Here is a 19,526-nt window from a genome sequence, read left to right on the forward strand (position 1 = left end):
CCACCACCAGCGGCCAGGTCACCTACAGCGCTTCGCGCACCGACGCTACCGGCCACGCCGATATCGCTTGGGCCGTGATGCATGCCCTGGCCAATGAACCCCTGAACACCAACAAGCGGCGCCGTAGCCGCTACGTCACGAGCGGAAACCATGCCCAAGCAACGACGCAGAAAACCCCGAGCCAACCAGCAGGTGCAACAGCCACAGCCCATGCGGGCGTTCACCTTCGGGGAGCCGGAACAAGTGCTGTCCGGCAACATCGGCGAGTACCTGGGCGTATTTCCCAGCGACGACGGCGAAATCTACAAACCGCCGGTGTCCCGGGCGGGCCTGGCCAAGCTGTTGCGCGCCAACGCGCACCACGGCGCAATCCCCAAGTTCAAGCGCAACTTGCTGTTGCGTGAATTCATCCCGTCCGATGGGTGCAGCACGCAGACCATGGGACGGGCGGGCCTGGATTACATGGTGTTCGGGGAGGCTTATTTCTATCGCGACACCAACGCCTTTGGCCATGTGCTGGAAATGCAGCACCTGCCGGCGATCAACATGCGGGTGAAGGTAGACGGCGGTTTCAGGATGCTGCTACCCGACAACAAGTACATGGACTTCGACCAGGACGAGATTGAGCACGTCCTGGACTATGACGTAGAGCAGAACATCTACGGCGTGCCCGACTACTTGGGCGGCCTGCAGGCGCTGTTGCTCAACGAAGCCGCAACCCTGTTCCGCCGGCGCTACTACAGCAACGGCGCGCACGCGGGTTACATCTTCTACACCAACGACCCGGACCTGACCGAAGAAGACGAAGAGAACCTGCGCGCCCAAATCAGCGCCAGCAAGGGCGTGGGTAACTTTCGCTCGATGTTCGTCAACATCCCCAACGGCAAGGAAAACGCCATCCAGATCATCCCCGTGGGGGACTTCCAGGCCAAGGACGAACTGGAGAAGGTGAAGAACATCACGCGCAATGACGTGATCGCGGCGTGGCGTATGAACCCTGCCCTGGCCGGAATCATCCCGGAAAACAGCGGTGGGTTTGGGGACATCGAAAAGATCGATCGTGTTTACACCAGCAACGAGATCAGGCCGATCTGTCAGCTGTTCAACCAAGTGAACGACACCCTTCGCAATGACAGGAGAATCAACTGGAAAAAACTCGAAACACCCAAGCAAACAACTGAATAAATAGACAGTATTTAGTGATTATCACCAATCAGAAAGGCATAATGATGGCTCTTAAACCCTGGGGAGGGAACTATGCGAATCTACTGCACTGCCTGCGATCACAAGGGCCGAATCAGTTCACGGGAAGAGATTACCCGGGGCTATGTAAAGCTGTATTGCCAATGCCTGGATGCTCAGTGCGGGCACACGTGGGTATCGGAGTTGACTTTCAAGCACTCACTACGACCACCCACACAACGCCTGGAAACGCTCTTGTTCGAACGTATCCGCAATTTGCCGGCGGAACAGCAGCAGGAGCTGTTTCTCCAAGTCGGCGCCTCGCAACCCGCCTGACTGCCGGACCAACCTCCCCTACTCCTCGCCTCGCCCCATCCTCATCGATACAGTGCTGCCAAGCGGCCCTGCCCAACACCAATGGCGGCTATCGCATCGGAATGCCTGCAGCGCAGGCATATAAGCCGCCGCGACATTCTCGACTGAATCTCACAATCGTGGCGCGGCGCTACCCGCGTAGCGGCCGGGAGCCCGTCAAAACCACACCCAAAAATATCAGCTGCGCCGCCCGAACACGCCCGCGACCGCTGCCGGTGAATTTTAAAACTCACCTCGGCGCGCCCAATTACCGCTTTGAGGGCGCTAGATCGCCAGCACGGAGTGATGGGTATCTAGCATGGGTGCAGGGCACTGCCCTGCCGCTGGGCGGGCGCGCAGCCCGCGCTCCTCATAAAAAGCTGAGCGTAGCGAACTGAGCCCTTGGGCGAAGGCATCATCATGTACCCAACACACTGACCCTGTGGACACCTCGAAAATCTCTTTTTTATACCCTTTGGGGTTGCTGAATGGGGTTTAAAATTCCATTTAATTAAAAGCCCTTCTGGATCGCTCGGACGCATTCCGGCGTCGCCGGGAAAAAACGGTAAAAATGAGGCATAGATGGGCACATCCAGTGCCATGTCGATGGATGCCGGCGGAACGAGTACAACGGTAGGGTATTTTTTCGACCACCAGGCGTAACCTGGCCTCGCAGGGGATGCGATTAGTTCGGGGGGGTGTCTTTCTTGACCTGGACGTTGCGCAGTAAACGCGCCATGGATTCATCCACGCCGCCAGAGCCTCTGTCGGGCTCCATGGGAGGTTTCCCCCCCCCATGTGAACTGTCTGTAGGGATCAGTGTTTCGTACTGACTGTAAGCATGAGCCGCCTTGCGCGCCTCGCTCTTTTCCCAGTTGCTCCGGGACTGTTGTCGCCGGAACTCTTCCAATGACGCCTTTTCTTGACGTGCTGCACGTAGGCCACTGACCTCACGAAGCTCCTTGCTCCTGCGCTTGATCGCGGCCTTTTTTGCCCGATACCAAAGGTAGCGCACGCCCAGGTCAGCAAAGAACTTTTCGGTGAACCGCAGCAGGACGCGAGTGCGCACCAGGTTAAGTCCAGCCTCGTCCTTCTCATCCAGCCGCACTTTCTCGATTCGCCGGTAAACGTACCCGGCCACATCCAGGCTGTGCATAAGGCGGTTAAGGGACGCAGGGGACATACCGCAATCTTCCGCGATGCCGCACTGTGTGTTTAGAAAATACTGCCCGCGCTCGACATCAAGCCATCCCAGCACGCCGGTGGCCAAGTCCAGACGCAGCAGCATTTGCTCGGACGCCCTGGCCAAGGCTACAAACTTTTCAGAGCGCGTACGGCGACCACCGTGGATGGTGTCCAGGTCTCGCAGATACTTACCGCGTAGGTCGCCTATTTGGCTGAGTCGGGAGAACGCCATGCGCAGCAGCGGGTTTTTCAGTTGTTGACCAGTTAACCGGCGTGGAGCGGAATACCGAGGCGGCCGAATGGGCGCGTTTAGAGCGGCGTGGGGACTTTTCTTGTCTCGATGCACAGCAACAGGTCGCCCCTTACTGGGGCTGCCCTTACGGCCGCGGGCTGATCGCGGTTGGATGTCCTTGTCCAGAGTAGTCACAGAAACTAGTTCGCCCGGGACACGTGAGGCTTCTCGGACTGCTCAAGCAGCACAGCCTCTGCCCGCGAGCGCAGTTCGCTGCACCGAGCCTCCGCCGAACGCAGCCGATCGACAAACTCTGGCAACTTGTCCAGGTCTTCGCGATCGATACGGCCATCAGCAAGAATCTCGCTGCCCAACGCGACGGTATTGCCGAGCCTGGCCACCAGTAGCCCGAACGCGCCCAGGGGATTGCCTTCGCCATCCAGCTCACGCGCACCAGTCAGGCCATGACGGCTGGCCAGCTCGTTGATACAGCAGTCTTTGAAGTCGCCTTCCAGCGCCTCTACCCAGGACTCCTCGACCCAAGTCGGAAGATCCACCTCACCACTAAGCCAACGTCCAACGCGGCGCAGCCAGGCGCCAGAAGCTCTCAGGAAGGTAGTGGTGTCGTTGCCCTGGGCAAGGGTTAGAAAATCGGGCACGTCCTTGCTGACAGCCTTGGAAGAAATCTGACGGTGCAAGTTCGCGCTCAATGCCTGGGCGAAGTCATCCTGACTGAACCCCGTGCGGGCGATCATTTCAGCGGCGTGGGCCACCAGCACCTGGTCACGGGATACGGACAGTTGTCCTGAAGTGGACATAGTCACTCTGACTGGCAGCCCATAGCCTTCTCCACACTTCCAACTACTCCGCAGCCATAACTCTCCAACGCGCCAGAAGTCGGCGCTTTGTGAGCAGGAAATGGGCGTAGCTCATGAGCCGAGTAAGTGCCATCGGGCTCTATGGAGACAATGATTTGGCGACCGGATCTGATCGCTTTATGAATTGCTGCGGGGCTGATGCCAAATGCCTCGGCGACTGCAGCCTGACCAATTTTCGCAACCAGTTCAGGCAATTGGATCTGATTCATGACGGGGATCTCTGGCTAGACCAGAGAATATTAACCGCAGGTAACCATCATAACAATACCGCAGGTAACTTAATTTCATTAACCAACGGTTTATAGTCTCCTCATGACCAAGAAGAAGCCCCTACCTCCCGAACTGTTTGCTGAATGCGAAGCCGCACAAAAGCTTTTCCTCTCGAAGAAAAATGCTCTCAAGCTGAATCAGAGGAAAATTGCCGATGAGGTCGGTATCACTCCAGCAGCAGTGGCTCACTATCTGAATGGAACAAATGCGCTAAATGCTAAGTTCGCATCAGCTCTCGCACGACTGATAGATGAGCCGGTGGAGAGCTTCAGTCCACGGCTAGCCTCTGAGATAGCAGCTCTGACAGCAGACCACGCCAACGTGCGCCCAATGCTCCAGCCACATAGAGAGGCACGGGAGTACCCTTTGATCACCTGGGTGGCTGCTGGAGCTGCCGTCGAATCGTCTGTTTGCTACCCGTCAGGCATCGCTGATGAGTGGTTGTCATCGACTGAAAACGCGGGACCACGTGGCTATTGGCTGAGGGTCAAAGGTAAATCAATGACCTCGGACAACCCGCCAACATTCCCTGAAGGCACCCCGATACTGATACAGCCTGAAGGTTTCGACCTGATCAGTGGAAAGTTCTACATCGCTCGCAACAACTCTACCGGCGAAACCACGTTCAAGAAGTACGACCAGGATGCTGGCCTCGGCTACTTGGTTCCGCTGAATCCCGACTATCAAACCATCTGTCTTGATGGAGCCTGGGAAATAATTGGCAGGGCGATCGACGCAAAAATCACAGGCATGTAAGTGTCTCAACAAGGAACGTGAACAGTGTCAGACCTGCATAATGAGTTCGAAAAAAGTCGCCATTTCAATACTGCACGTATGGACCGCCGCAATGTGAACATGCTTGCGGGTCTTGCTGCTGGAGTCACTGCCGACGGCGTTATCACCCTTGAAGAGGCCCAGTTCCTTCGCCAGTGGATCGAAAGTCAGATGTCACACCTGGATGATCCGGTTGTAAACATTCTGTACCAGCGCATTAGCTCGATGCTGCAGGATGGTGTCCTTGATGAGGATGAATCAACCGAACTGCTGGAAACACTCAGAGGCTTTGCAGGCATAAGCGCCCCTGGATCAGCTCCAAGCATCCACACCGCTCCAACCCCCCTGCCTCTTTGCCAGCCAGCACCACACGTGGAGTGCGACGGCAATGTGTTTGTCTTCACCGGCACCATGGCATTTGGCCCGCGTAAAGAGTGTGAACGATTGGTACGAGAGCGTGGCGGGGCAATTGGTCCCGGAGTCAGCAAAAAAGTCGACTACTTAGTCATTGGTAGCATTGGCAACGAGCAATGGCTTCACAGCAGCTATGGCACGAAAATTCTTCGTGCAGTAGAGCTGCGTGAGAATGGCACACCTATCGCAATCATCGCTGAAGATCATTGGCAACGCATTCTGCTGGGGTAGTCATTTAAGCACCGTCACTGGCCCTGCCCCACGACCAACCTACTGCGAGTAGCAGGCGCCTTCACTGCAGGCGCCAGGCCAGGTGGAGCCGCGTGCACGATGATGTGACCCTGGCCAATTTTGAAATTTTTGATTACGGCGATGCACACGTTCCACGCCTCGCGGGCCACTGTATCGCCAGACTCTACGACATTTCCTTGGTCATCAATAATCGCTAATCGGGCAGGACGGCCATCGGCGGTGGTGAATTGATAACCGCTAGTGACATTTGCACTGATGCAGCCATTTTCCAAGGTGCCCGTTTTGGGAATACCAATCATGGTTGCACTCCTTGCTCTAGCGTGGTGTCGGTGTATTTGTGAAAAATAAGCGCGATCGTGTTTGCGTGCAGAAACCGATCATGTTGGGCGCCGTTAATTGCACCCCAGTTTTCAGATGAGATAGCCATATCGATTTCAGCATTGGCGGATCTCCATCCAGCAATTCCTTTTGCGAGCAAACGCTTGTCCAATGCTGAAATAGCAATGGTCATACCTTCGTTATCCGTGAGCATTCTTCACCCCTTTCGACGATAGGTAGCAACAAACTCTTGAACACAAGCAGACAGAAGTTCATAGGCTTGAACTCGGTCAGCTGGAAGCCTAAGTGGCAAGGTGATGCCGACACTATCCAACTCAAAGTGAAAGACGGTACGTGCTGACTCACTGGCACTTGATCGGAGCATTAGCCATAGACTTTCAATGCCCTCGACAGGCAACTCATATGTGCCCCGCTGCAGTCGCAACGCCTCCCGTAGTGTCAACTCCAAATCGCTCACCAGTAGGTATTCATCAACTTCAGGTACCGTACTGACGGTTACTCCACTCAACAAATCCTCAAGAAACCTGACAGCCCGGACTCCTGTGTCCTTACGCTTGGCAAGCGTGATGCTGTTGATACTGTCACCTAGCTCAACGCGCATCGATACGGCACGCTCGCACTGCTCAATAGCTATCGTAGCCGTCGCACAGCTCACGCCGTTGTCATCGTAGAGGTTATGAAGAAAAACACCGCTCTGGGTGATCTGTTGTGAAAGCCTCCACCGGGCAGAGGGTGGTAAGTAAAGGGTATGCATGCGGTGAACCTCCGATATAAACCGAACAGCGCCATGCGCTGGAATGGACATTCGGAATAGGTTAACCGCAGGTAACCAAAACAATCAATACCGCCGGTAAATTAAATTAACCACCGGTAAATTCACATGGCTCAACTAGGATGCTGGTTGGTCCAGCTCAGTTGAACGCCCCCATCCTCCAACGGCAGCACACGCACGCTATCCTCCACAACCAACTGCTCCAGCAGACAGTCCCAATCGGCTTCCAACTCTCCCGACTGCCGTGTGATCACTGTCCTCCTTCGGTACTGAGCTGCTGGACTGTTCACTTGGCGGTGAATGCGATAGCTGAGAAGCTCATAGGGTGAAGGGGGCCTCTGCGGAATGCAGGCGCTTTGAAACATAAATGCTCCTTGCCATTACTGTACATATAAACAGTATATGGTAGCCACTTGTTGCCCCACAAGGTTACCCCCAGTCCTCGCTCGCTACCCACTCACCCGTACGACGATCAATTTGAATCAAACGGTGCTGCCCAGTTCGCGAGAGCAACTGGACGTCGATCGCTTGCCCCTTACGGTCCTGGGCACTCATACCTCTCATATAGATCACGATCCGCTCAAACGTATCCATGATCAGTTGCCGGACCTTCTCTCGCGCTCCGTAGTCGCCTGCAAACACCTGGGCCGCCAGTTCCTCCCAGCGATCGGCCTGCGCTGGCCGAACTGCGCAAGACATCGCGGCCAACTCAAACTCCAGTCGTTTTACATTTTGCTCAGCCACTCCTTGCTGCTCCTCCAACTCTCTGGCCTTACGAATGAAGGCAATTGGCGAAGCACCACTTTCGTCCGCAAGTAAGGCGTCAGTTACCTTCCCTAGCTGTGTAGTGATCTTCTCTAATGCGGCACGGGCAACAAGCAGCTTTTGACGAACACCTTTACCGTCGTCGCCTAATTGCAAGAGACGTTGCAAATTGAGCTGGTCAGAACAAAAGCTCAACAAAGCACGCTCAATGGGTACGACACTGCAGCTGCCACCGGCGGAACAACCACCGTTCTTGCTGTAAGAAGTACACTGCAGACGACGATTACCATCTGCGATGCTCCCATCAGAGCGCCGGCGTTTCATGATGTTTTGCGCGACCAATGCCGTGCCGCAGTAGCCGCAATAAGCCAGTCCCACACCGGTGATGATGCCTGGTATCTCGCCGGCCCCTCTCCGACGCAACCGCTGGCCTGCAAGGTGCTGTAAATCACTCCACTCCGCATCGGACAGGATCCGCGGGTAATACTCCTCAAGCTCGTAGTCCTCACCATCAAGGCTCAACCTTTTAACGCCTCGTAGCGCGGGTAGCTTGATCGTTCGGTATATCTGCAGCCCGGAAATTCCTCCGTCGGTTAACTGGAAACCTTCTTCATGCATGACTGCTGCAGCACGCCCGGCGCCTAGCCCTTGGCGATAAAGCTCAAGCGCCCGTTTTACTGCCGCGACGCGCTCCGGGATTAATTCCCATCCGTCATTGGTCAGGCGCACCCACTGGGGATCTTTACCATTACGGATCAACCCACGGAATGAACCAGCCAACCAGCCTTCGCACTGGCGACGGATTGCGGCTTTAACGCGCTTGCTTTTGGTATCAGACTCTTCGTGCGCCCTTATCATCACCAGGAGCGAATAAACCAAGTCCATAGGCTGAGCCTTCAAACCCGCCCGGTTGTATTCACGGCCGTCGCTGGCGGTAACGACTGTAATACCCGCATTGATGATCTGCGCCAATTGAGCCTGGGCCTGTATAGGCTCCGCTCGACTCAGGCGATCCAAACCTTCAACGACCAGAACTGACCCGCTGGCGATTCGGCCGTCCTCGACCGCACGTAGGAAAACCCCCAGCGCCCCTTGTTTGACATGGCGCTGGTGATAAGCGGATAGACCTTCATCTTTCAACGTTAGCGTGGCATCCAGCGCCATACCCCGCTGTGCTGCCCAGGACGCCGCATAGGCCAGTTGACGATCCGCACTGCTTCCTATTGCTTGGCGTGGGTCAGAGAAGCGTAGATAGCTATACACATGGCCGGCATGTTTCAAAATGAAACACCAGCACTATTGCCACGTCCAAAGACGCTCTCCCATATCCCCATCGCGTCGATAAAAAACACTCCTAGCACTCCCTCGTTTTACGAACAATACTCGTTTGCGACAATTGTTTTTGCGCATTATTTGATCAACGCTTAGAATCGCGCGCCACGAAATTCGACCAGGGCAAACCCTGCAGGCTGTGAGTATATGAGTAATAATCCACGTGTAGGGTTTGTATCGCTAGGGTGCCCGAAAGCTCTGGTCGACTCCGAGCGCATCCTCACCCAACTGCGCATGGAAGGGTACGATGTCGTGTCCACCTACCAGGACGCCGACGTGGTGGTGGTCAACACCTGTGGCTTCATTGACTCGGCCAAGGCCGAGTCTTTGGAAGTGATCGGCGAAGCCATCAAGGAAAACGGCAAGGTCATCGTCACCGGCTGCATGGGCGTGGAAGAAGGCAATATCCGCAACGTGCACCCAAGCGTGCTGGCCGTAACCGGCCCGCAGCAGTACGAGCAGGTGGTCAATGCCGTACACCAAGTGGTGCCACCGCGCCAGGACCACAACCCGCTGATCGACCTGGTGCCGCCGCAAGGCATCAAGCTGACCCCGCGTCATTACGCTTACCTGAAAATTTCCGAAGGCTGCAACCACAGCTGCAGCTTCTGCATCATTCCGTCGATGCGTGGCAAGCTGGTCAGCCGCCCGGTGGGCGATGTGCTGGACGAGGCCCAGCGCCTGGTCAAGTCTGGCGTCAAGGAGCTGCTGGTGATCTCCCAGGACACCAGCGCCTACGGCGTCGACGTGAAGTACCGCACCGGTTTCTGGAACGGCGCGCCAGTGAAAACCCGCATGACCGAACTCTGCGAAGCCTTGAGCAGCCTGGGTGTGTGGGTGCGCCTGCACTACGTCTACCCGTACCCGCACGTGGACGAGTTGATCCCGCTGATGGCCGCCGGCAAGATCCTGCCGTACCTGGACATCCCGTTCCAGCACGCCAGCCCGAAAGTGCTCAAGGCCATGAAACGCCCGGCGTTTGAAGACAAGACCCTGGCGCGGATCAAGAACTGGCGCCAGATCTGCCCTGAGCTGATCATCCGCTCGACATTCATCGTCGGCTTCCCTGGCGAAACCGAGGAAGACTTCCAGTACCTGCTGGATTGGCTGACCGAAGCCCAACTGGACCGCGTTGGCTGCTTCCAGTACTCGCCAGTGGAAGGTGCGCCGGCCAACCTGCTGGACCTGGCCGTGGTGCCGGATGACGTCAAGCAGGACCGTTGGGAGCGCTTCATGGCCCATCAACAGGCCATCAGCTCCGCACGCCTGCAACTGCGCATCGGCAAGGAAATCGAAGTGCTGATCGACGAAGTGGACGAGCAAGGCGCGGTCGGCCGCTGCTTCTTCGACGCTCCGGAAATCGACGGTAACGTATTCATCGACGATGCCAGCGGCCTCAAGCCGGGCGACAAAGTCTGGTGCACGGTCACGGACGCCGACGAGTACGATCTCTGGGCGCAAAAACGCGACTAAGCTGTAAAAAATTGAAAAAGCCCTGCTTCTGGACAAGATGCGGGGCTTTTTTAGGTCTATCGTTTGCCCCATTACCGCCAACAAGCAGCAAGGAGCAGCGGGCATGGGCCAGCACTCGGTTATCCACACCCCCAAACCCAGCGACTATCAGGAGCTGACCCGGATCTGGGAGGCATCGGTGCGGGCCACCCATGACTTCTTGCCGCAAAGTTACATCGAGCGCCTGAGAAACCTGGTGCTCACGCGCTACCTGGATGCCGTGATGCTGATCTGCACCAAGGACACGCGCCAGCGTATCACCGGCTTTGCCGGCGTCGCGGCAGGCAAGGTCGAGATGCTGTTCATCGATCCGCAGTACCGAGGCCAGGGCCTGGGGCGGCAATTATTGCGCTATGCCATTGAGTCGATGAATGCCGAGGAACTGGACGTCAACGAACAGAACCCGCAGGCCCTGGGCTTCTACCTTAAACAGGGCTTTGAAGTGATCGGGCGCACCGAGCATGACGGCATGGGCCAACCCTATCCCTTGCTGCATATGCGTTTGCGCCAGGCCCAGCAAACACGCAGCGGCTGATACAACCCAAGCCAGCTCCCACAAAAAGCAACAGCAGCGAAATGGGGCCGGGATTAACCGGCGCCAGGCAGGTACAATAGCTGCCCCCTTTTGTTACGGCCCTTGTCATGACTGACCCCATACGCCTCTCCAAACGCCTTATCGAACTGGTCGGTTGCTCCCGTCGGGAGGCCGAGCTGTTTATCGAAGGCGGCTGGGTCTCGGTGGATGGCGAAGTGATCGATGAGCCGCAGTTCAAGGTCACGACACAAAAAGTCGAACTTGATCCCGAGGCCAAGGCCACGGCTCCAGAGCCGGTGACTATCCTATTTCATGCGCCGGCAGGTGTGGATGTCGACAGCGCGATGCAGTCCCTGAGCGCCGAGACGCTGTCAGAAGAACACCGCTTCAGCAAGCGCCCGCTCAAAGGCCACTTCCTGCGCCTGACCGCCAGCGCCGACCTGCAAGCCAAGGCCAGCGGCCTACTGGTGTTTACCCAGGATTGGAAGATCCTGCGCAAGCTGACGGCCGATGCCGCCAAGATCGAGCAGGAATATGTGGTTGAAGTCGCAGGCGACGTGGCAGAGCACGGCCTGAACCGCCTCGCCCACGGCCTGATGTACAAAGGCAAGGAATTGCCTGCGGTCAAAGCCAGCTGGCAGAACGAGAACCGCCTGCGCTTTGCCCTGAAAAACCCGCAGCCCGGCATCATTGCCCTGTTCTGCGAAGCCATTGGCTTGAAGGTTGTGGCCATTCGCCGCATCCGTATTGGCGGCGTGTCCATTGGCAAAGTGCCGGTCGGCCAATGGCGCTACATGTCCGGCAAAGAAAAGTTCTAAGCCGCCCTCTCTCTCGACATCGCCCGCCCGGGCGATGTCTACAGTCGAATACCAGGATTGCCCACCATGATTCACAACGACGTACTGCGCAGCGTGCGCTACATGCTCGACATCAGCGACAACAAGATGGTCGAGATCATCAAGCTCGGCGGCATGGAAGTGTCCAAGGACGACCTGCTGACCTACCTCAAGAAAGATGAGGAAGAAGGCTTTGTGTTCTGCCCGGACGAGGTCATGGCACATTTCCTCGATGGCCTGGTGATCTTCAAGCGTGGCAAGGACGAAAGCCGTCCACCGCAGCCGATCGAAACCCCGGTGACCAACAACATCATCCTCAAGAAGCTGCGCGTGGCCTTCGAACTGAAGGAAGACGACATGCACGCCATCCTCAAGGCGGCCGAGTTCCCGGTGTCCAAGCCGGAGCTGAGCGCGTTGTTCCGCAAGTTCGGCCACACCAACTATCGCCCGTGTGGCGACCAGTTGCTGCGTAATTTCCTCAAGGGGCTGACGCTGCGAGTTCGTGCTTAAGCCATGAGTTACAACGTCTCGCCCGTGGGCTTCGTGCACTCCTGCTTCAAGGAGAAGTTCGCCATCCCGCGCCAGCCACAACTGGCACCCGCCGCCCGGGGCGTGCTGGAGTTGGTGGCGCCGTTCGACCAGGGTGAGGCGGTGCAAGGCCTGGAGCAGGTCAGCCATGTGTGGTTGCTGTTTCTGTTTCATCAGGCCCTGGAGGATAAACCGCGGTTGAAGGTGCGTCCGCCGCGCCTGGGGGGCAACACGTCCATGGGCGTATTTGCCACCCGCGCGACCCATCGCCCGAATGGGATTGGCCAGTCGGTGGTGAAACTGGACAAGGTGGAGCCGGGCCGGCTGTGGATTTCCGGGATTGATCTGCTCGATGGTACGCCGGTGTTGGACATCAAGCCGTATGTGCCGTATGCCGACATCATTGATACCGCGACCAACAGTATTGCCAGTGCCGCACCGGCGCTGATCCCCGTGCAATGGCTGAAGACCGCACTGCAACAGGCTCACACTCACGCTCAGCGCCTTGGCGAACCGTTGGTGGAGCTGATTGAACAGTGCCTGGCACAGGATCCACGGCCGGCGTATCAGACGCCTGGGCCGGAGCGCGAATATGGCGTGCGGTTCTGGGATGTGGATGTGCGTTGGCACTATCCCGAGGCGGGGATGATTTGTGTGCTTGAAGTGGTTGCGGTGAAGTAAATCGCAAAAATGAAAAAGCCCGCACTGCCTTCACAGGCAATGCGGGCTTTTCTTTGCAAACGCATTTACCTGTAGGAGCGAGCTTGCTCGCGAAGAGCGCAAGGACAACGCGTCAACTCTGGATGACCGCGTTATCGTTGACGATTTTCGCGAGCAAGCTCGCTCCTACAGGTGACCAGAGGTTATTTCTCGACGAACGCACGCTCGATCAGGTAGTCACCCGGCTCACGCATGCGTGGCGAAACCTTCAGGCCGAAGCTGTTCAACACTTCACTGGTCTCATCCAACATGCTTGGGCTACCGCACAGCATGGCGCGGTCGTCTTCAGGATTGATCGGCGGCAGGCCGATATCGCTGAACAGCTTGCCGCTGCGCATCAGGTCGGTCAGGCGGCCTTCGTTTTCGAACGGCTCGCGGGTCACGGTCGGGTAGTAGATCAGTTTTTCACGCAGCGCCTCGCCGAAGAACTCGTTCTGCGGCAGGTGCTCGGTGATGAACTCGCGATAGGCGACTTCGTTGACGTAACGCACGCCGTGGCACAGGATCACTTTCTCAAAGCGCTCGTAGGTTTCCGGGTCCTGGATCACGCTCATGAATGGAGCGAGGCCAGTACCGGTGCTGAGCAGGTACAGGTGCTTGCCCGGTTTCAAATCGTCCAGCACCAGGGTGCCAGTCGGTTTTTTGCTGATGATGATCTCGTCGCCTTCCTTCAAGTGCTGCAACTGGGAAGTCAGCGGGCCATCCGGGACCTTGATGCTGAAGAACTCCAGATGCTCTTCCCAGTTCGGGCTGGCAATGGAGTAAGCACGCATGAGCGGGCGGCCATTGGGCTGTTGCAGGCCGATCATCACGAACTGACCGTTCTCGAAGCGCAGGCCCGGATCGCGGGTGCACTTGAAGCTGAACAGAGTGTCGTTCCAGTGATGAACACTGAGGACACGCTCGTGGTTCATGTTGCTCATGTACGGGGAACTCCTGGAAATAGGTCTGCGCCAAAATGATAGGTGCGCAATTGCACAGTATTCTAATGGCGGCGACAATATCTGTTAACTGGATTATTAAGATAAGGGTTATCGGTTATATCGATATGCGATTTACTCTCCGTCAACTGCAAGTCTTCGTCGCCGTCGCCCAGCAGGAAAGTGTGTCACGCGCTGCTGGCCTTCTGGCCTTATCTCAATCCGCCGCCAGCACCTCGATCACCGAGCTGGAGCGCCAATCCAGCTGCCAATTATTCGACCGTGCCGGCAAACGCTTGAGCCTCAACGCCCTCGGCCATCAGTTGCTGCCCCAGGCGGTGGCGCTACTGGACCAGGCCAAGGAGATCGAGGACCTGCTCAACGGCAAGTCCGGCTTCGGTTCCCTGGCGGTCGGTGCCACGCTGACCATCGGCAATTACCTGGCCACGCTGCTGATCGGCAGTTTCATGCAGCAGCATCCCGAGAGCCAGGTGAAACTGCATGTACAAAACACTGCGCATATCGTGCATCAGGTCGCGCATTACGAAATTGATCTGGGTCTAATCGAAGGCGACTGCAGCCACCCGGATATCGAGGTGCAAACCTGGGTCGAGGATGAACTGGTAGTGTTCTGCGCACCGCAGCATCCCCTGGCCCTGCGCGGCCAGGCGACCATGGAGCAATTGACCCATGAAGCCTGGATCCTGCGGGAACAGGGCTCCGGGACACGCCTGACCTTTGATCAAGCCATGCGCCACCATCGCAGTGCGCTGAACATCCGGCTGGAACTGGAGCACACCGAGGCCATCAAGCGGGCCGTGGAGTCTGGTTTGGGGATTGGCTGCATTTCCCGCCTGGCGCTACGGGACGCGTTCCGGCGTGGCAGCCTGGTGCCGGTGGAAACCCCGGACCTGGACCTGGCCCGGCAGTTCTACTTTATCTGGCATAAACAGAAGTACCAGACCTCGGCCATGCGCGAGTTCCTCGAACTGTGCCGCGCCTTCACCGCCGGGGTGCAGCGCAGCGACGAAATCGTGCTGCCGAATATCGCTTAGACCAGGATCACGGCCCACACCACGGTAATCATGGTCAATGCCACGAACTGCGCGGCGCTGCCCATGTCCTTGGCGTTTTTCGACAAAGGGTGGCGATCCAGGGAGATCCGGTCGATCGCCGCTTCCACGGCCGAGTTGAGCAACTCGACAATCAACGCCAGCAGGCACACCGCAATCAGCAGTGCGCGCTCTACGCGGCTGACATTGAGGAAGAAGCTCAATGGAATCAGGATGACGTTGAGCAACACCAACTGGCGAAAGGCCGCCTCGCCGGTGAAAGCCGCACGCAGGCCATCGAGGGAATAGCCCCCTGCGTTGAAGATACGTTTGATACCGGTTTGACCCTTGAAAGGCGACATAGAGTAGGCAACTGCGCAAAAAGATGGTGGGAAGCTAGAGTAAGCCAGGTCAAAAAAGCGTGAATCGAGCCGCCCTATCAGTGGGAAATTGACTCAAGTTGTTGCAGCAGCAACGCCGCCTGGGTGCGGGTGCGCACGCCCAACTTACGGAAAATCGCGGTAACGTGGGCCTTGATGGTCGCCTCGGACACACTCAGCTCATAGGCGATCTGCTTGTTCAGCAAGCCTTCGCAGACCATGGTCAATACACGGAACTGCTGCGGGGTAAGGCTGGCGAGCCCTTCCTGGGCGGCCTTGGCTTCGGCGGACACATTGATTTCTTCAAATGCCTGGGGCGGCCACGAGACGTCACCGTCCAACACCGTACGCACTGCCGCTTGAATCTGCTCCATGGAGCTGGACTTGGGGATAAAGCCACTGGCCCCGAATTCGCGGGAGCGCACGACGACGTCTGCCTCTTCCTGGGCCGACACCATCACCACTGGAATCTGCGGGTATTGCCCGCGTAACAGCACCAGGCCGGAAAACCCATAGGCGCCAGGCATATTCAGGTCCAGTAGCACCAGGTCCCAATCGGTCTTGTCGGTCAGGCAGGTTTCCAGCTCAGCGATGCTGCCCACTTCAACCAGGCGCACATCCGGGCCCAGGCCCAGCGTGACGGCCTGGTGCAGCGCGCTGCGGAAAAGAGGGTGGTCATCGGCAATCAGGATTTCGTATGTGGCCATTTATTAAATGATCCTGTTTTTTATGGGAGCACCGATGGGTTCGGTGCTCGCCAACGTACGAGGTGCCAGCCAGCGGCTGTCACGAACAGTTACGCCTGATGGCATTTTAGCCGGCTCAGGCGCTGCAGTGCCATCATGCAAAGGTCCTCTGGCCCCGAATGCCTACAGATAAGGTGCAAGACGCGTATGCACGTTGTCTGTCGGGTCCAGCACCAACTGGAACTTGGCCGCCAGGTAGTGGGTACTGAAAACATCCAGGTAGGCATCCAGCACTTCGCTGGCCTGCTGGTCCTCGGCCAGTTCCAGGCACAAGGCGGCCACTTCGGCGGTGCAGAAGTGGTCATCGCGCTTGGAGCGACGCAACTTGTAGCGCGATAACTGCTCCGGTTCCAGGCTCAGTACCGGCAGGTGCTCCAGGTACGGGCTCTTGCGGAACATCTTGCGCGCTTCGCTCCAGGTACCATCGAGCAGGATAAACAACGGGCGTTTGCCGTCCGTCACCCTGACCTCGTTGACCACTCGCTGCGGTGCAACGAACTCGCCGGGAAAGACGATATAAGGCTGCCATTGCGGGTCGGCCAACAGGGTCAGCAGCTCTGGCTCGACGGCCGTGCGCGACCAGGGGAAAGCGCTGGTGTCTTCGATGACATCGGCTATCAGCCAGCCAGTGTTGCTGGGTTTCATCGGCTCCACGTCGTGCATCAACAGGCACATGGCCGACCTGGCCTGAACCTTTGGCCGCCATGCACACAGGCAGTATTGGGGGATGACCCGGCATCTGGGGCAACGTTCGGCACGCGAGCCCCGAGCAACAAAAGGGCTGACGGCACGGGCCAGGCGCTGGGTACGCAAGCGAAAGACTGCGTGACTCATAGCGGGCGCCAGGGTGGAGCGATGAAAATCGACACGGATAAACTCGGGACAGGCAAAAGTGCCGGCAGTTTACCAGAGCTGCCCAGCCAATACGCCTGGCCGTCGCGGCTCCAGGTCACCTATAATCGCGCGCCACTGAACGCACAGCGCAGTGGCGGGTCTATGGACCAGTAACCGAATCAGGAGAGTTTCATGCTGCGTCTTATGTTGCGTCTTGCCGCCCCGACCGTCGCCCTGGCGCTGGTATTGCCCCTGGGCGCCCAGGCAGCCTCCCTGGTGGAGCTGCAAATGAACAAGAAACTGCAAAGCGTCGCGGCGGAAAGCAACAAAGACCTGCCCAGGGAAATCGATGAACAAACCCTGGAAGTGGCCTACACCGTCGAAGGCATGCAGTTGATTGACCACCTGAGCGTATTACCAGAACGTGCCGAGCAAATGCGCGCCAACCCCAAGGCGGTGTATTTCCAGTTGGGGCAAAGCGTTTGCCTGAACAAAGGCTACCGCGAGTTGATGGCCAAGGGTGCCGTGATGCGCTACGAAATCACCGAAAACAAGAGCAACCGCCCGGTGGCGTCGGTCAAGTTCGTCGAGGCTGATTGCCCTGCCCCGGCCAAGAAGAAAAAGTAAGCCTTCATCCTCCAGGCGCGTGCCTGCTCGCGAAAAACGTCAGGGCAACCCATTCATTCAGATTGCCCGTGTCACCGATGACGATCTTCGCGAGCAAGCTCGCTCCTACAGTTGCACCACCACTCTCCTTCATCTCCAATAAGTTATTGCCAGACAAGACTTTAGGGGGTCATGATCGAGTGATCCGGTAACATTTCCAGGGCAAAAAAGGGTTGCCCTCGCGTGACTTGCAGTGCAAAGGTTTTTAATCACAAGGAACATACAGAGCCTGTTTCGTCGCCGTCAGCAGCCTGCAACAAGACGCCGGGGCTCTGTAACGAAGGAGAAGCTGAATGCCTGATCAACCGAATGACCTCCTCACCCGTCATTTTCCAGACAACGGGACCGACCTCGCCCAGCAGGTCGAAGCGCAACTCAACCTGATTGCCCCCAGCAGCCCGAACATTCCCCTGTATCGCGACATGATCCTCACCGTGCTGCGCATGGCCCAGGACGACCGTGACCGCTGGAATGCCAAGATCACCTTGAAGGCCATACGCGAGCTGGACCATGCCTTCCGCGTACTCGAACAGTTCAAGGGCCGGCGCAAGGTCACGGTATTCGGTTCGGCCCGCACCCCGGTCGAAAGCCCCCTGTATGCCCTGGCCCGGGAAGTGGGCGCAGCCCTGGCCCGTTCTGACCTGATGGTCATCACCGGTGGTGGCGGTGGCATCATGGCCGCCGCCCACGAAGGCGCGGGCCTGGAACACAGCCTGGGGTTCAACATCACCCTGCCCTTCGAACAGCATGCCAACCCGACCATCGATGGCACGGAAAACCTGCTGTCGTTCCACTTCTTCTTTACCCGCAAACTGTTTTTCGTCAAGGAAGCCGATGGGCTGGTGCTGTGCCCTGGCGGCTTCGGCACCCTGGATGAAGCGCTGGAAGTCTTGACCCTGATCCAGACCGGCAAGAGCCCGCTGGTTCCCGTGGTACTGCTGGATGAACCGGGGGGCGGTTTCTGGAAAGGCGCCCTGGAGTTTATTCGCAACCAACTGGAGGCCAACCGCTACATCCTGCCCACCGACCTGAAATTGGTGCGCCTGGTGCATAGCGCCGAGGAGGCGGTCCATGAAATCAACCAGTTCTATGCCAACTTCCACTCTACCCGCTGGCTGAAACGTCAATTCGTGGTCCGCATGAACCATCCTCTCAGCGAGCATGCGTTGACGCATATACAAACAGCCTTCGCAGACCTGTTGCTCAGCGACGGTTTCCAGCAACTGGCCTATGCCGGTGAGGAATACGATGAGCCTCGCTTCAACCACCTGACGCGACTGGTATTCAACTTCACCGGTCGTAATCAGGGCCGGCTGCGGGAGTTGGTGGACTACATCAACTTGCCGGAAAACTGGGCTCAAGCCCAGGGTAAAGCACAGCAACGGGTGACGCCGGAGCCAGCGTGATGCCGTAAAACGCAAAAAAGGCCCGCTATTTTCATAGCGGGCCTTTTTGTATAAACGCAAAATCCATGTAGGAGCTGGCTTGCCAGCGATAGCGGTCTATCTGCCACGGTATTGATACCTGACCCACCGCTATCGCCGGCAAGCCGCCTCCTACAAGGGAGCGCTCACATTTCAGTCATCCAGATCCCGACCGCTCAACAAGCGGCTGATCATCTCCATCGAAAATCCGCGATAGCTCAAAAAGCGCCCTTGCTTGGCGCGTTCACGGGCATCAATTGGTAGATGGCCAGCAAACTTACGGCGCCAGGTGTCTTCCAGTTGCGTTTGCCAACTGATGCCACACTCACGCAGCGCCAGATCGATATCGGCACGCTGCAAGCCTCGCTGGCTCAGCTCTTCGCGAATCCGCGCAGGCCCGTAGCCCGAGCGTGCGCGGTAGGAAACAAAACTTTCGAGATAACGGGCTTCCGAAAGCAGCCCCTCTTCCGTCAAGCGGTCGAGGGCTGTTTCGATCATTTCGGGAGGGGCGCCACGCTGACGCAGTTTACGCGTCAGCTCGACCCGACCATGCTCGCGTCGTGCGAGCAGGTCCATTGCCGTACGCCGTACGGCAACCAGCGTATCGAGTACAACGGTCATCGC

Annotated in this window: 24 protein-coding genes and 1 pseudogene; 13 read left to right on the plus strand and 12 right to left on the minus strand. The window is 57.5% G+C overall.

Going from position 1 to position 19,526, the window contains the following annotated elements:
• The 3 genes and pseudogenes from H097_RS28630 to H097_RS27565 all read left to right on the plus strand — a co-directional run.
• Positions 1–404 (plus strand): annotated as a pseudogene (locus tag H097_RS28630) (terminase); the annotation flags it as partial.
• Entirely contained in the window at positions 316–1,185 is an 870-nt protein-coding gene (locus H097_RS06480; RefSeq protein ID WP_195787908.1) for a phage portal protein, read from the plus strand. The pseudogene H097_RS28630 and the gene H097_RS06480, both read left to right, overlap by 89 nt.
• 72 nt (positions 1,186–1,257) lie before the next feature.
• On the plus strand, positions 1,258–1,518 hold the full coding sequence (locus H097_RS27565) for an ogr/Delta-like zinc finger family protein (protein WP_038449110.1): 261 nt from the start codon (positions 1,258–1,260) through the stop codon (positions 1,516–1,518).
• 703 nt (positions 1,519–2,221) lie between these two features.
• Here the strand turns inward: H097_RS27565 and H097_RS06485 are convergent.
• From H097_RS06485 to H097_RS06495, 3 genes are all read right to left on the minus strand, one after another.
• The gene (locus tag H097_RS06485) at positions 2,222–2,824 is read right to left on the minus strand and encodes a hypothetical protein (RefSeq protein ID WP_229752239.1); all 603 of its coding nucleotides are present in this window, start codon (positions 2,822–2,824) and stop codon (positions 2,222–2,224) included.
• 329 nt (positions 2,825–3,153) lie between these two features.
• Positions 3,154–3,771: a hypothetical protein gene (locus H097_RS06490; protein WP_032858361.1), complete on the minus strand. Its 618-nt coding sequence runs from the start codon at positions 3,769–3,771 to the stop codon at positions 3,154–3,156.
• Between the two features lie 2 nt (positions 3,772–3,773).
• The gene (locus H097_RS06495) at positions 3,774–4,040 is read right to left on the minus strand and encodes a Cro/CI family transcriptional regulator (protein WP_082445536.1); all 267 of its coding nucleotides are present in this window, start codon (positions 4,038–4,040) and stop codon (positions 3,774–3,776) included.
• 103 nt (positions 4,041–4,143) lie between these two features.
• Here H097_RS06495 and H097_RS06500 point away from each other — a divergent pair, with 103 nt between their 5' ends.
• Together H097_RS06500 and H097_RS06505 are read left to right on the plus strand one after the other, a co-directional pair.
• Positions 4,144–4,857: an XRE family transcriptional regulator gene (locus tag H097_RS06500; RefSeq protein ID WP_032858363.1), complete on the plus strand. Its 714-nt coding sequence runs from the start codon at positions 4,144–4,146 to the stop codon at positions 4,855–4,857.
• Between the two features lie 24 nt (positions 4,858–4,881).
• On the plus strand, positions 4,882–5,520 hold the full coding sequence (locus H097_RS06505) for a BRCT domain-containing protein (RefSeq protein WP_032858365.1): 639 nt from the start codon (positions 4,882–4,884) through the stop codon (positions 5,518–5,520).
• Between the two features lie 14 nt (positions 5,521–5,534).
• Here H097_RS06505 and H097_RS06510 read toward each other — a convergent pair whose 3' ends face one another.
• From H097_RS06510 to H097_RS06530, 4 genes are all read right to left on the minus strand, one after another.
• Entirely contained in the window at positions 5,535–5,840 is a 306-nt protein-coding gene (locus H097_RS06510; protein WP_032858367.1) for a hypothetical protein, read from the minus strand.
• Positions 5,837–6,073 (minus strand): hypothetical protein, encoded by a 237-nt coding sequence (locus tag H097_RS06515; protein ID WP_229752240.1) that lies wholly within the window; start codon positions 6,071–6,073, stop codon positions 5,837–5,839. The genes H097_RS06510 and H097_RS06515 overlap by 4 nt, the downstream gene beginning before the upstream one ends.
• Before the next feature lie 3 nt (positions 6,074–6,076).
• On the minus strand, positions 6,077–6,634 hold the full coding sequence (locus H097_RS06520; RefSeq protein ID WP_032858370.1) for a hypothetical protein: 558 nt from the start codon (positions 6,632–6,634) through the stop codon (positions 6,077–6,079).
• 447 nt (positions 6,635–7,081) lie between these two features.
• Positions 7,082–8,698 (minus strand): recombinase family protein, encoded by a 1,617-nt coding sequence (locus tag H097_RS06530; RefSeq protein WP_191982819.1) that lies wholly within the window; start codon positions 8,696–8,698, stop codon positions 7,082–7,084.
• A gap of 198 nt (positions 8,699–8,896) precedes the next feature.
• Between H097_RS06530 and rimO the strand changes: the two genes are divergently transcribed.
• The 5 genes from rimO (at position 8,897) to tsaA (ending at position 12,841) form a co-directional block, all read left to right on the plus strand.
• Positions 8,897–10,222, plus strand: a complete 1,326-nt coding sequence (rimO, locus tag H097_RS06535; protein ID WP_032858376.1) for a 30S ribosomal protein S12 methylthiotransferase RimO — start codon at positions 8,897–8,899, stop codon at positions 10,220–10,222.
• Positions 10,223–10,325: 103 nt separating this feature from the next.
• Positions 10,326–10,796, plus strand: coding sequence for a GNAT family N-acetyltransferase (locus H097_RS06540; protein WP_032858377.1), 471 nt, complete (start codon positions 10,326–10,328; stop codon positions 10,794–10,796).
• A 107-nt stretch (positions 10,797–10,903) separates the two neighbouring features.
• Positions 10,904–11,614, plus strand: a complete 711-nt coding sequence (locus H097_RS06545) for an rRNA pseudouridine synthase (protein WP_029295333.1) — start codon at positions 10,904–10,906, stop codon at positions 11,612–11,614.
• A 66-nt stretch (positions 11,615–11,680) separates the two neighbouring features.
• Positions 11,681–12,142, plus strand: coding sequence for a DUF1456 family protein (locus H097_RS06550; RefSeq protein ID WP_032858379.1), 462 nt, complete (start codon positions 11,681–11,683; stop codon positions 12,140–12,142).
• Between the two features lie 3 nt (positions 12,143–12,145).
• Entirely contained in the window at positions 12,146–12,841 is a 696-nt protein-coding gene (tsaA, locus tag H097_RS06555; protein WP_032858381.1) for a tRNA (N6-threonylcarbamoyladenosine(37)-N6)-methyltransferase TrmO, read from the plus strand.
• Between the two features lie 182 nt (positions 12,842–13,023).
• Here tsaA and fpr read toward each other — a convergent pair whose 3' ends face one another.
• Complete coding sequence (gene fpr / locus H097_RS06560) at positions 13,024–13,803, minus strand: ferredoxin-NADP reductase (RefSeq protein WP_003172178.1); 780 nt, start codon at positions 13,801–13,803, stop codon at positions 13,024–13,026.
• A gap of 125 nt (positions 13,804–13,928) precedes the next feature.
• On the opposite strand from fpr, the gene H097_RS06565 reads away from it, so the two are divergent.
• Positions 13,929–14,855, plus strand: coding sequence for a LysR family transcriptional regulator (locus H097_RS06565; RefSeq protein WP_032858383.1), 927 nt, complete (start codon positions 13,929–13,931; stop codon positions 14,853–14,855).
• Here the strand turns inward: H097_RS06565 and H097_RS06570 are convergent.
• From H097_RS06570 to H097_RS06580, 3 genes are all read right to left on the minus strand, one after another.
• Entirely contained in the window at positions 14,852–15,214 is a 363-nt protein-coding gene (locus H097_RS06570) for a diacylglycerol kinase (protein ID WP_032858385.1), read from the minus strand. The two genes, H097_RS06565 and H097_RS06570, sit on opposite strands and share 4 nt — an antisense overlap.
• A gap of 77 nt (positions 15,215–15,291) precedes the next feature.
• Positions 15,292–15,939 carry a response regulator transcription factor ErdR gene (locus H097_RS06575; RefSeq protein WP_032858386.1) on the minus strand — a complete coding sequence of 216 codons (648 nt, stop codon included), beginning with the start codon at positions 15,937–15,939 and terminating at the stop codon, positions 15,292–15,294.
• Between the two features lie 162 nt (positions 15,940–16,101).
• Positions 16,102–16,812, minus strand: a complete 711-nt coding sequence (locus H097_RS06580; protein WP_032858388.1) for a tRNA-uridine aminocarboxypropyltransferase — start codon at positions 16,810–16,812, stop codon at positions 16,102–16,104.
• Between the two features lie 192 nt (positions 16,813–17,004).
• Here H097_RS06580 and H097_RS06585 point away from each other — a divergent pair, with 192 nt between their 5' ends.
• Together H097_RS06585 and H097_RS06590 are read left to right on the plus strand one after the other, a co-directional pair.
• Positions 17,005–17,439 carry a PA3611 family quorum-sensing-regulated virulence factor gene (locus tag H097_RS06585; RefSeq protein WP_032858389.1) on the plus strand — a complete coding sequence of 145 codons (435 nt, stop codon included), beginning with the start codon at positions 17,005–17,007 and terminating at the stop codon, positions 17,437–17,439.
• A gap of 332 nt (positions 17,440–17,771) precedes the next feature.
• On the plus strand, positions 17,772–18,884 hold the full coding sequence (locus tag H097_RS06590) for a TIGR00730 family Rossman fold protein (protein ID WP_032858390.1): 1,113 nt from the start codon (positions 17,772–17,774) through the stop codon (positions 18,882–18,884).
• A 171-nt stretch (positions 18,885–19,055) separates the two neighbouring features.
• Here the strand turns inward: H097_RS06590 and recX are convergent, their stop codons facing one another.
• Positions 19,056–19,523 carry a recombination regulator RecX gene (recX, locus tag H097_RS06595; protein ID WP_032858392.1) on the minus strand — a complete coding sequence of 156 codons (468 nt, stop codon included), beginning with the start codon at positions 19,521–19,523 and terminating at the stop codon, positions 19,056–19,058.
• Between the last annotated feature and the right edge of the window lie 3 nt (positions 19,524–19,526).

The sequence above is a fragment of the Pseudomonas sp. FH4 genome, from assembly GCF_000510915.2.
Lineage (GTDB): Bacteria > Pseudomonadota > Gammaproteobacteria > Pseudomonadales > Pseudomonadaceae > Aquipseudomonas > Aquipseudomonas brenneri.

Excerpts from the sequence above, each read along its gene's own strand:
- H097_RS27565 (WP_038449110.1), top strand. The coding sequence starts at position 1,258 with ATGCGAATCTACTGCACTGCCTGCGATCACAAGGGCCGAATCAGTTCA.
- H097_RS06485 (WP_229752239.1), bottom strand. The coding sequence starts at position 2,824 with ATGCTGCTGCGTCTGGACTTGGCCACCGGCGTGCTGGGATGGCTTGAT.
- H097_RS06490 (WP_032858361.1), bottom strand. The coding sequence starts at position 3,771 with ATGTCCACTTCAGGACAACTGTCCGTATCCCGTGACCAGGTGCTGGTG.
- H097_RS06495 (WP_082445536.1), bottom strand. The coding sequence starts at position 4,040 with ATGAATCAGATCCAATTGCCTGAACTGGTTGCGAAAATTGGTCAGGCT.
- H097_RS06500 (WP_032858363.1), top strand. The coding sequence starts at position 4,144 with ATGACCAAGAAGAAGCCCCTACCTCCCGAACTGTTTGCTGAATGCGAA.
- H097_RS06510 (WP_032858367.1), bottom strand. The coding sequence starts at position 5,840 with ATGATTGGTATTCCCAAAACGGGCACCTTGGAAAATGGCTGCATCAGT.
- H097_RS06515 (WP_229752240.1), bottom strand. The coding sequence starts at position 6,073 with ATGCTCACGGATAACGAAGGTATGACCATTGCTATTTCAGCATTGGAC.
- H097_RS06520 (WP_032858370.1), bottom strand. The coding sequence starts at position 6,634 with ATGCATACCCTTTACTTACCACCCTCTGCCCGGTGGAGGCTTTCACAA.
- rimO (WP_032858376.1), top strand. The coding sequence starts at position 8,897 with ATGAGTAATAATCCACGTGTAGGGTTTGTATCGCTAGGGTGCCCGAAA.
- H097_RS06540 (WP_032858377.1), top strand. The coding sequence starts at position 10,326 with ATGGGCCAGCACTCGGTTATCCACACCCCCAAACCCAGCGACTATCAG.
- H097_RS06545 (WP_029295333.1), top strand. The coding sequence starts at position 10,904 with ATGACTGACCCCATACGCCTCTCCAAACGCCTTATCGAACTGGTCGGT.
- H097_RS06550 (WP_032858379.1), top strand. The coding sequence starts at position 11,681 with ATGATTCACAACGACGTACTGCGCAGCGTGCGCTACATGCTCGACATC.
- tsaA (WP_032858381.1), top strand. The coding sequence starts at position 12,146 with ATGAGTTACAACGTCTCGCCCGTGGGCTTCGTGCACTCCTGCTTCAAG.
- fpr (WP_003172178.1), bottom strand. The coding sequence starts at position 13,803 with ATGAGCAACATGAACCACGAGCGTGTCCTCAGTGTTCATCACTGGAAC.
- H097_RS06565 (WP_032858383.1), top strand. The coding sequence starts at position 13,929 with ATGCGATTTACTCTCCGTCAACTGCAAGTCTTCGTCGCCGTCGCCCAG.
- H097_RS06570 (WP_032858385.1), bottom strand. The coding sequence starts at position 15,214 with ATGTCGCCTTTCAAGGGTCAAACCGGTATCAAACGTATCTTCAACGCA.
- H097_RS06575 (WP_032858386.1), bottom strand. The coding sequence starts at position 15,939 with ATGGCCACATACGAAATCCTGATTGCCGATGACCACCCTCTTTTCCGC.
- H097_RS06580 (WP_032858388.1), bottom strand. The coding sequence starts at position 16,812 with ATGAGTCACGCAGTCTTTCGCTTGCGTACCCAGCGCCTGGCCCGTGCC.
- H097_RS06585 (WP_032858389.1), top strand. The coding sequence starts at position 17,005 with ATGCTGCGTCTTATGTTGCGTCTTGCCGCCCCGACCGTCGCCCTGGCG.
- H097_RS06590 (WP_032858390.1), top strand. The coding sequence starts at position 17,772 with ATGCCTGATCAACCGAATGACCTCCTCACCCGTCATTTTCCAGACAAC.
- recX (WP_032858392.1), bottom strand. The coding sequence starts at position 19,523 with ATGACCGTTGTACTCGATACGCTGGTTGCCGTACGGCGTACGGCAATG.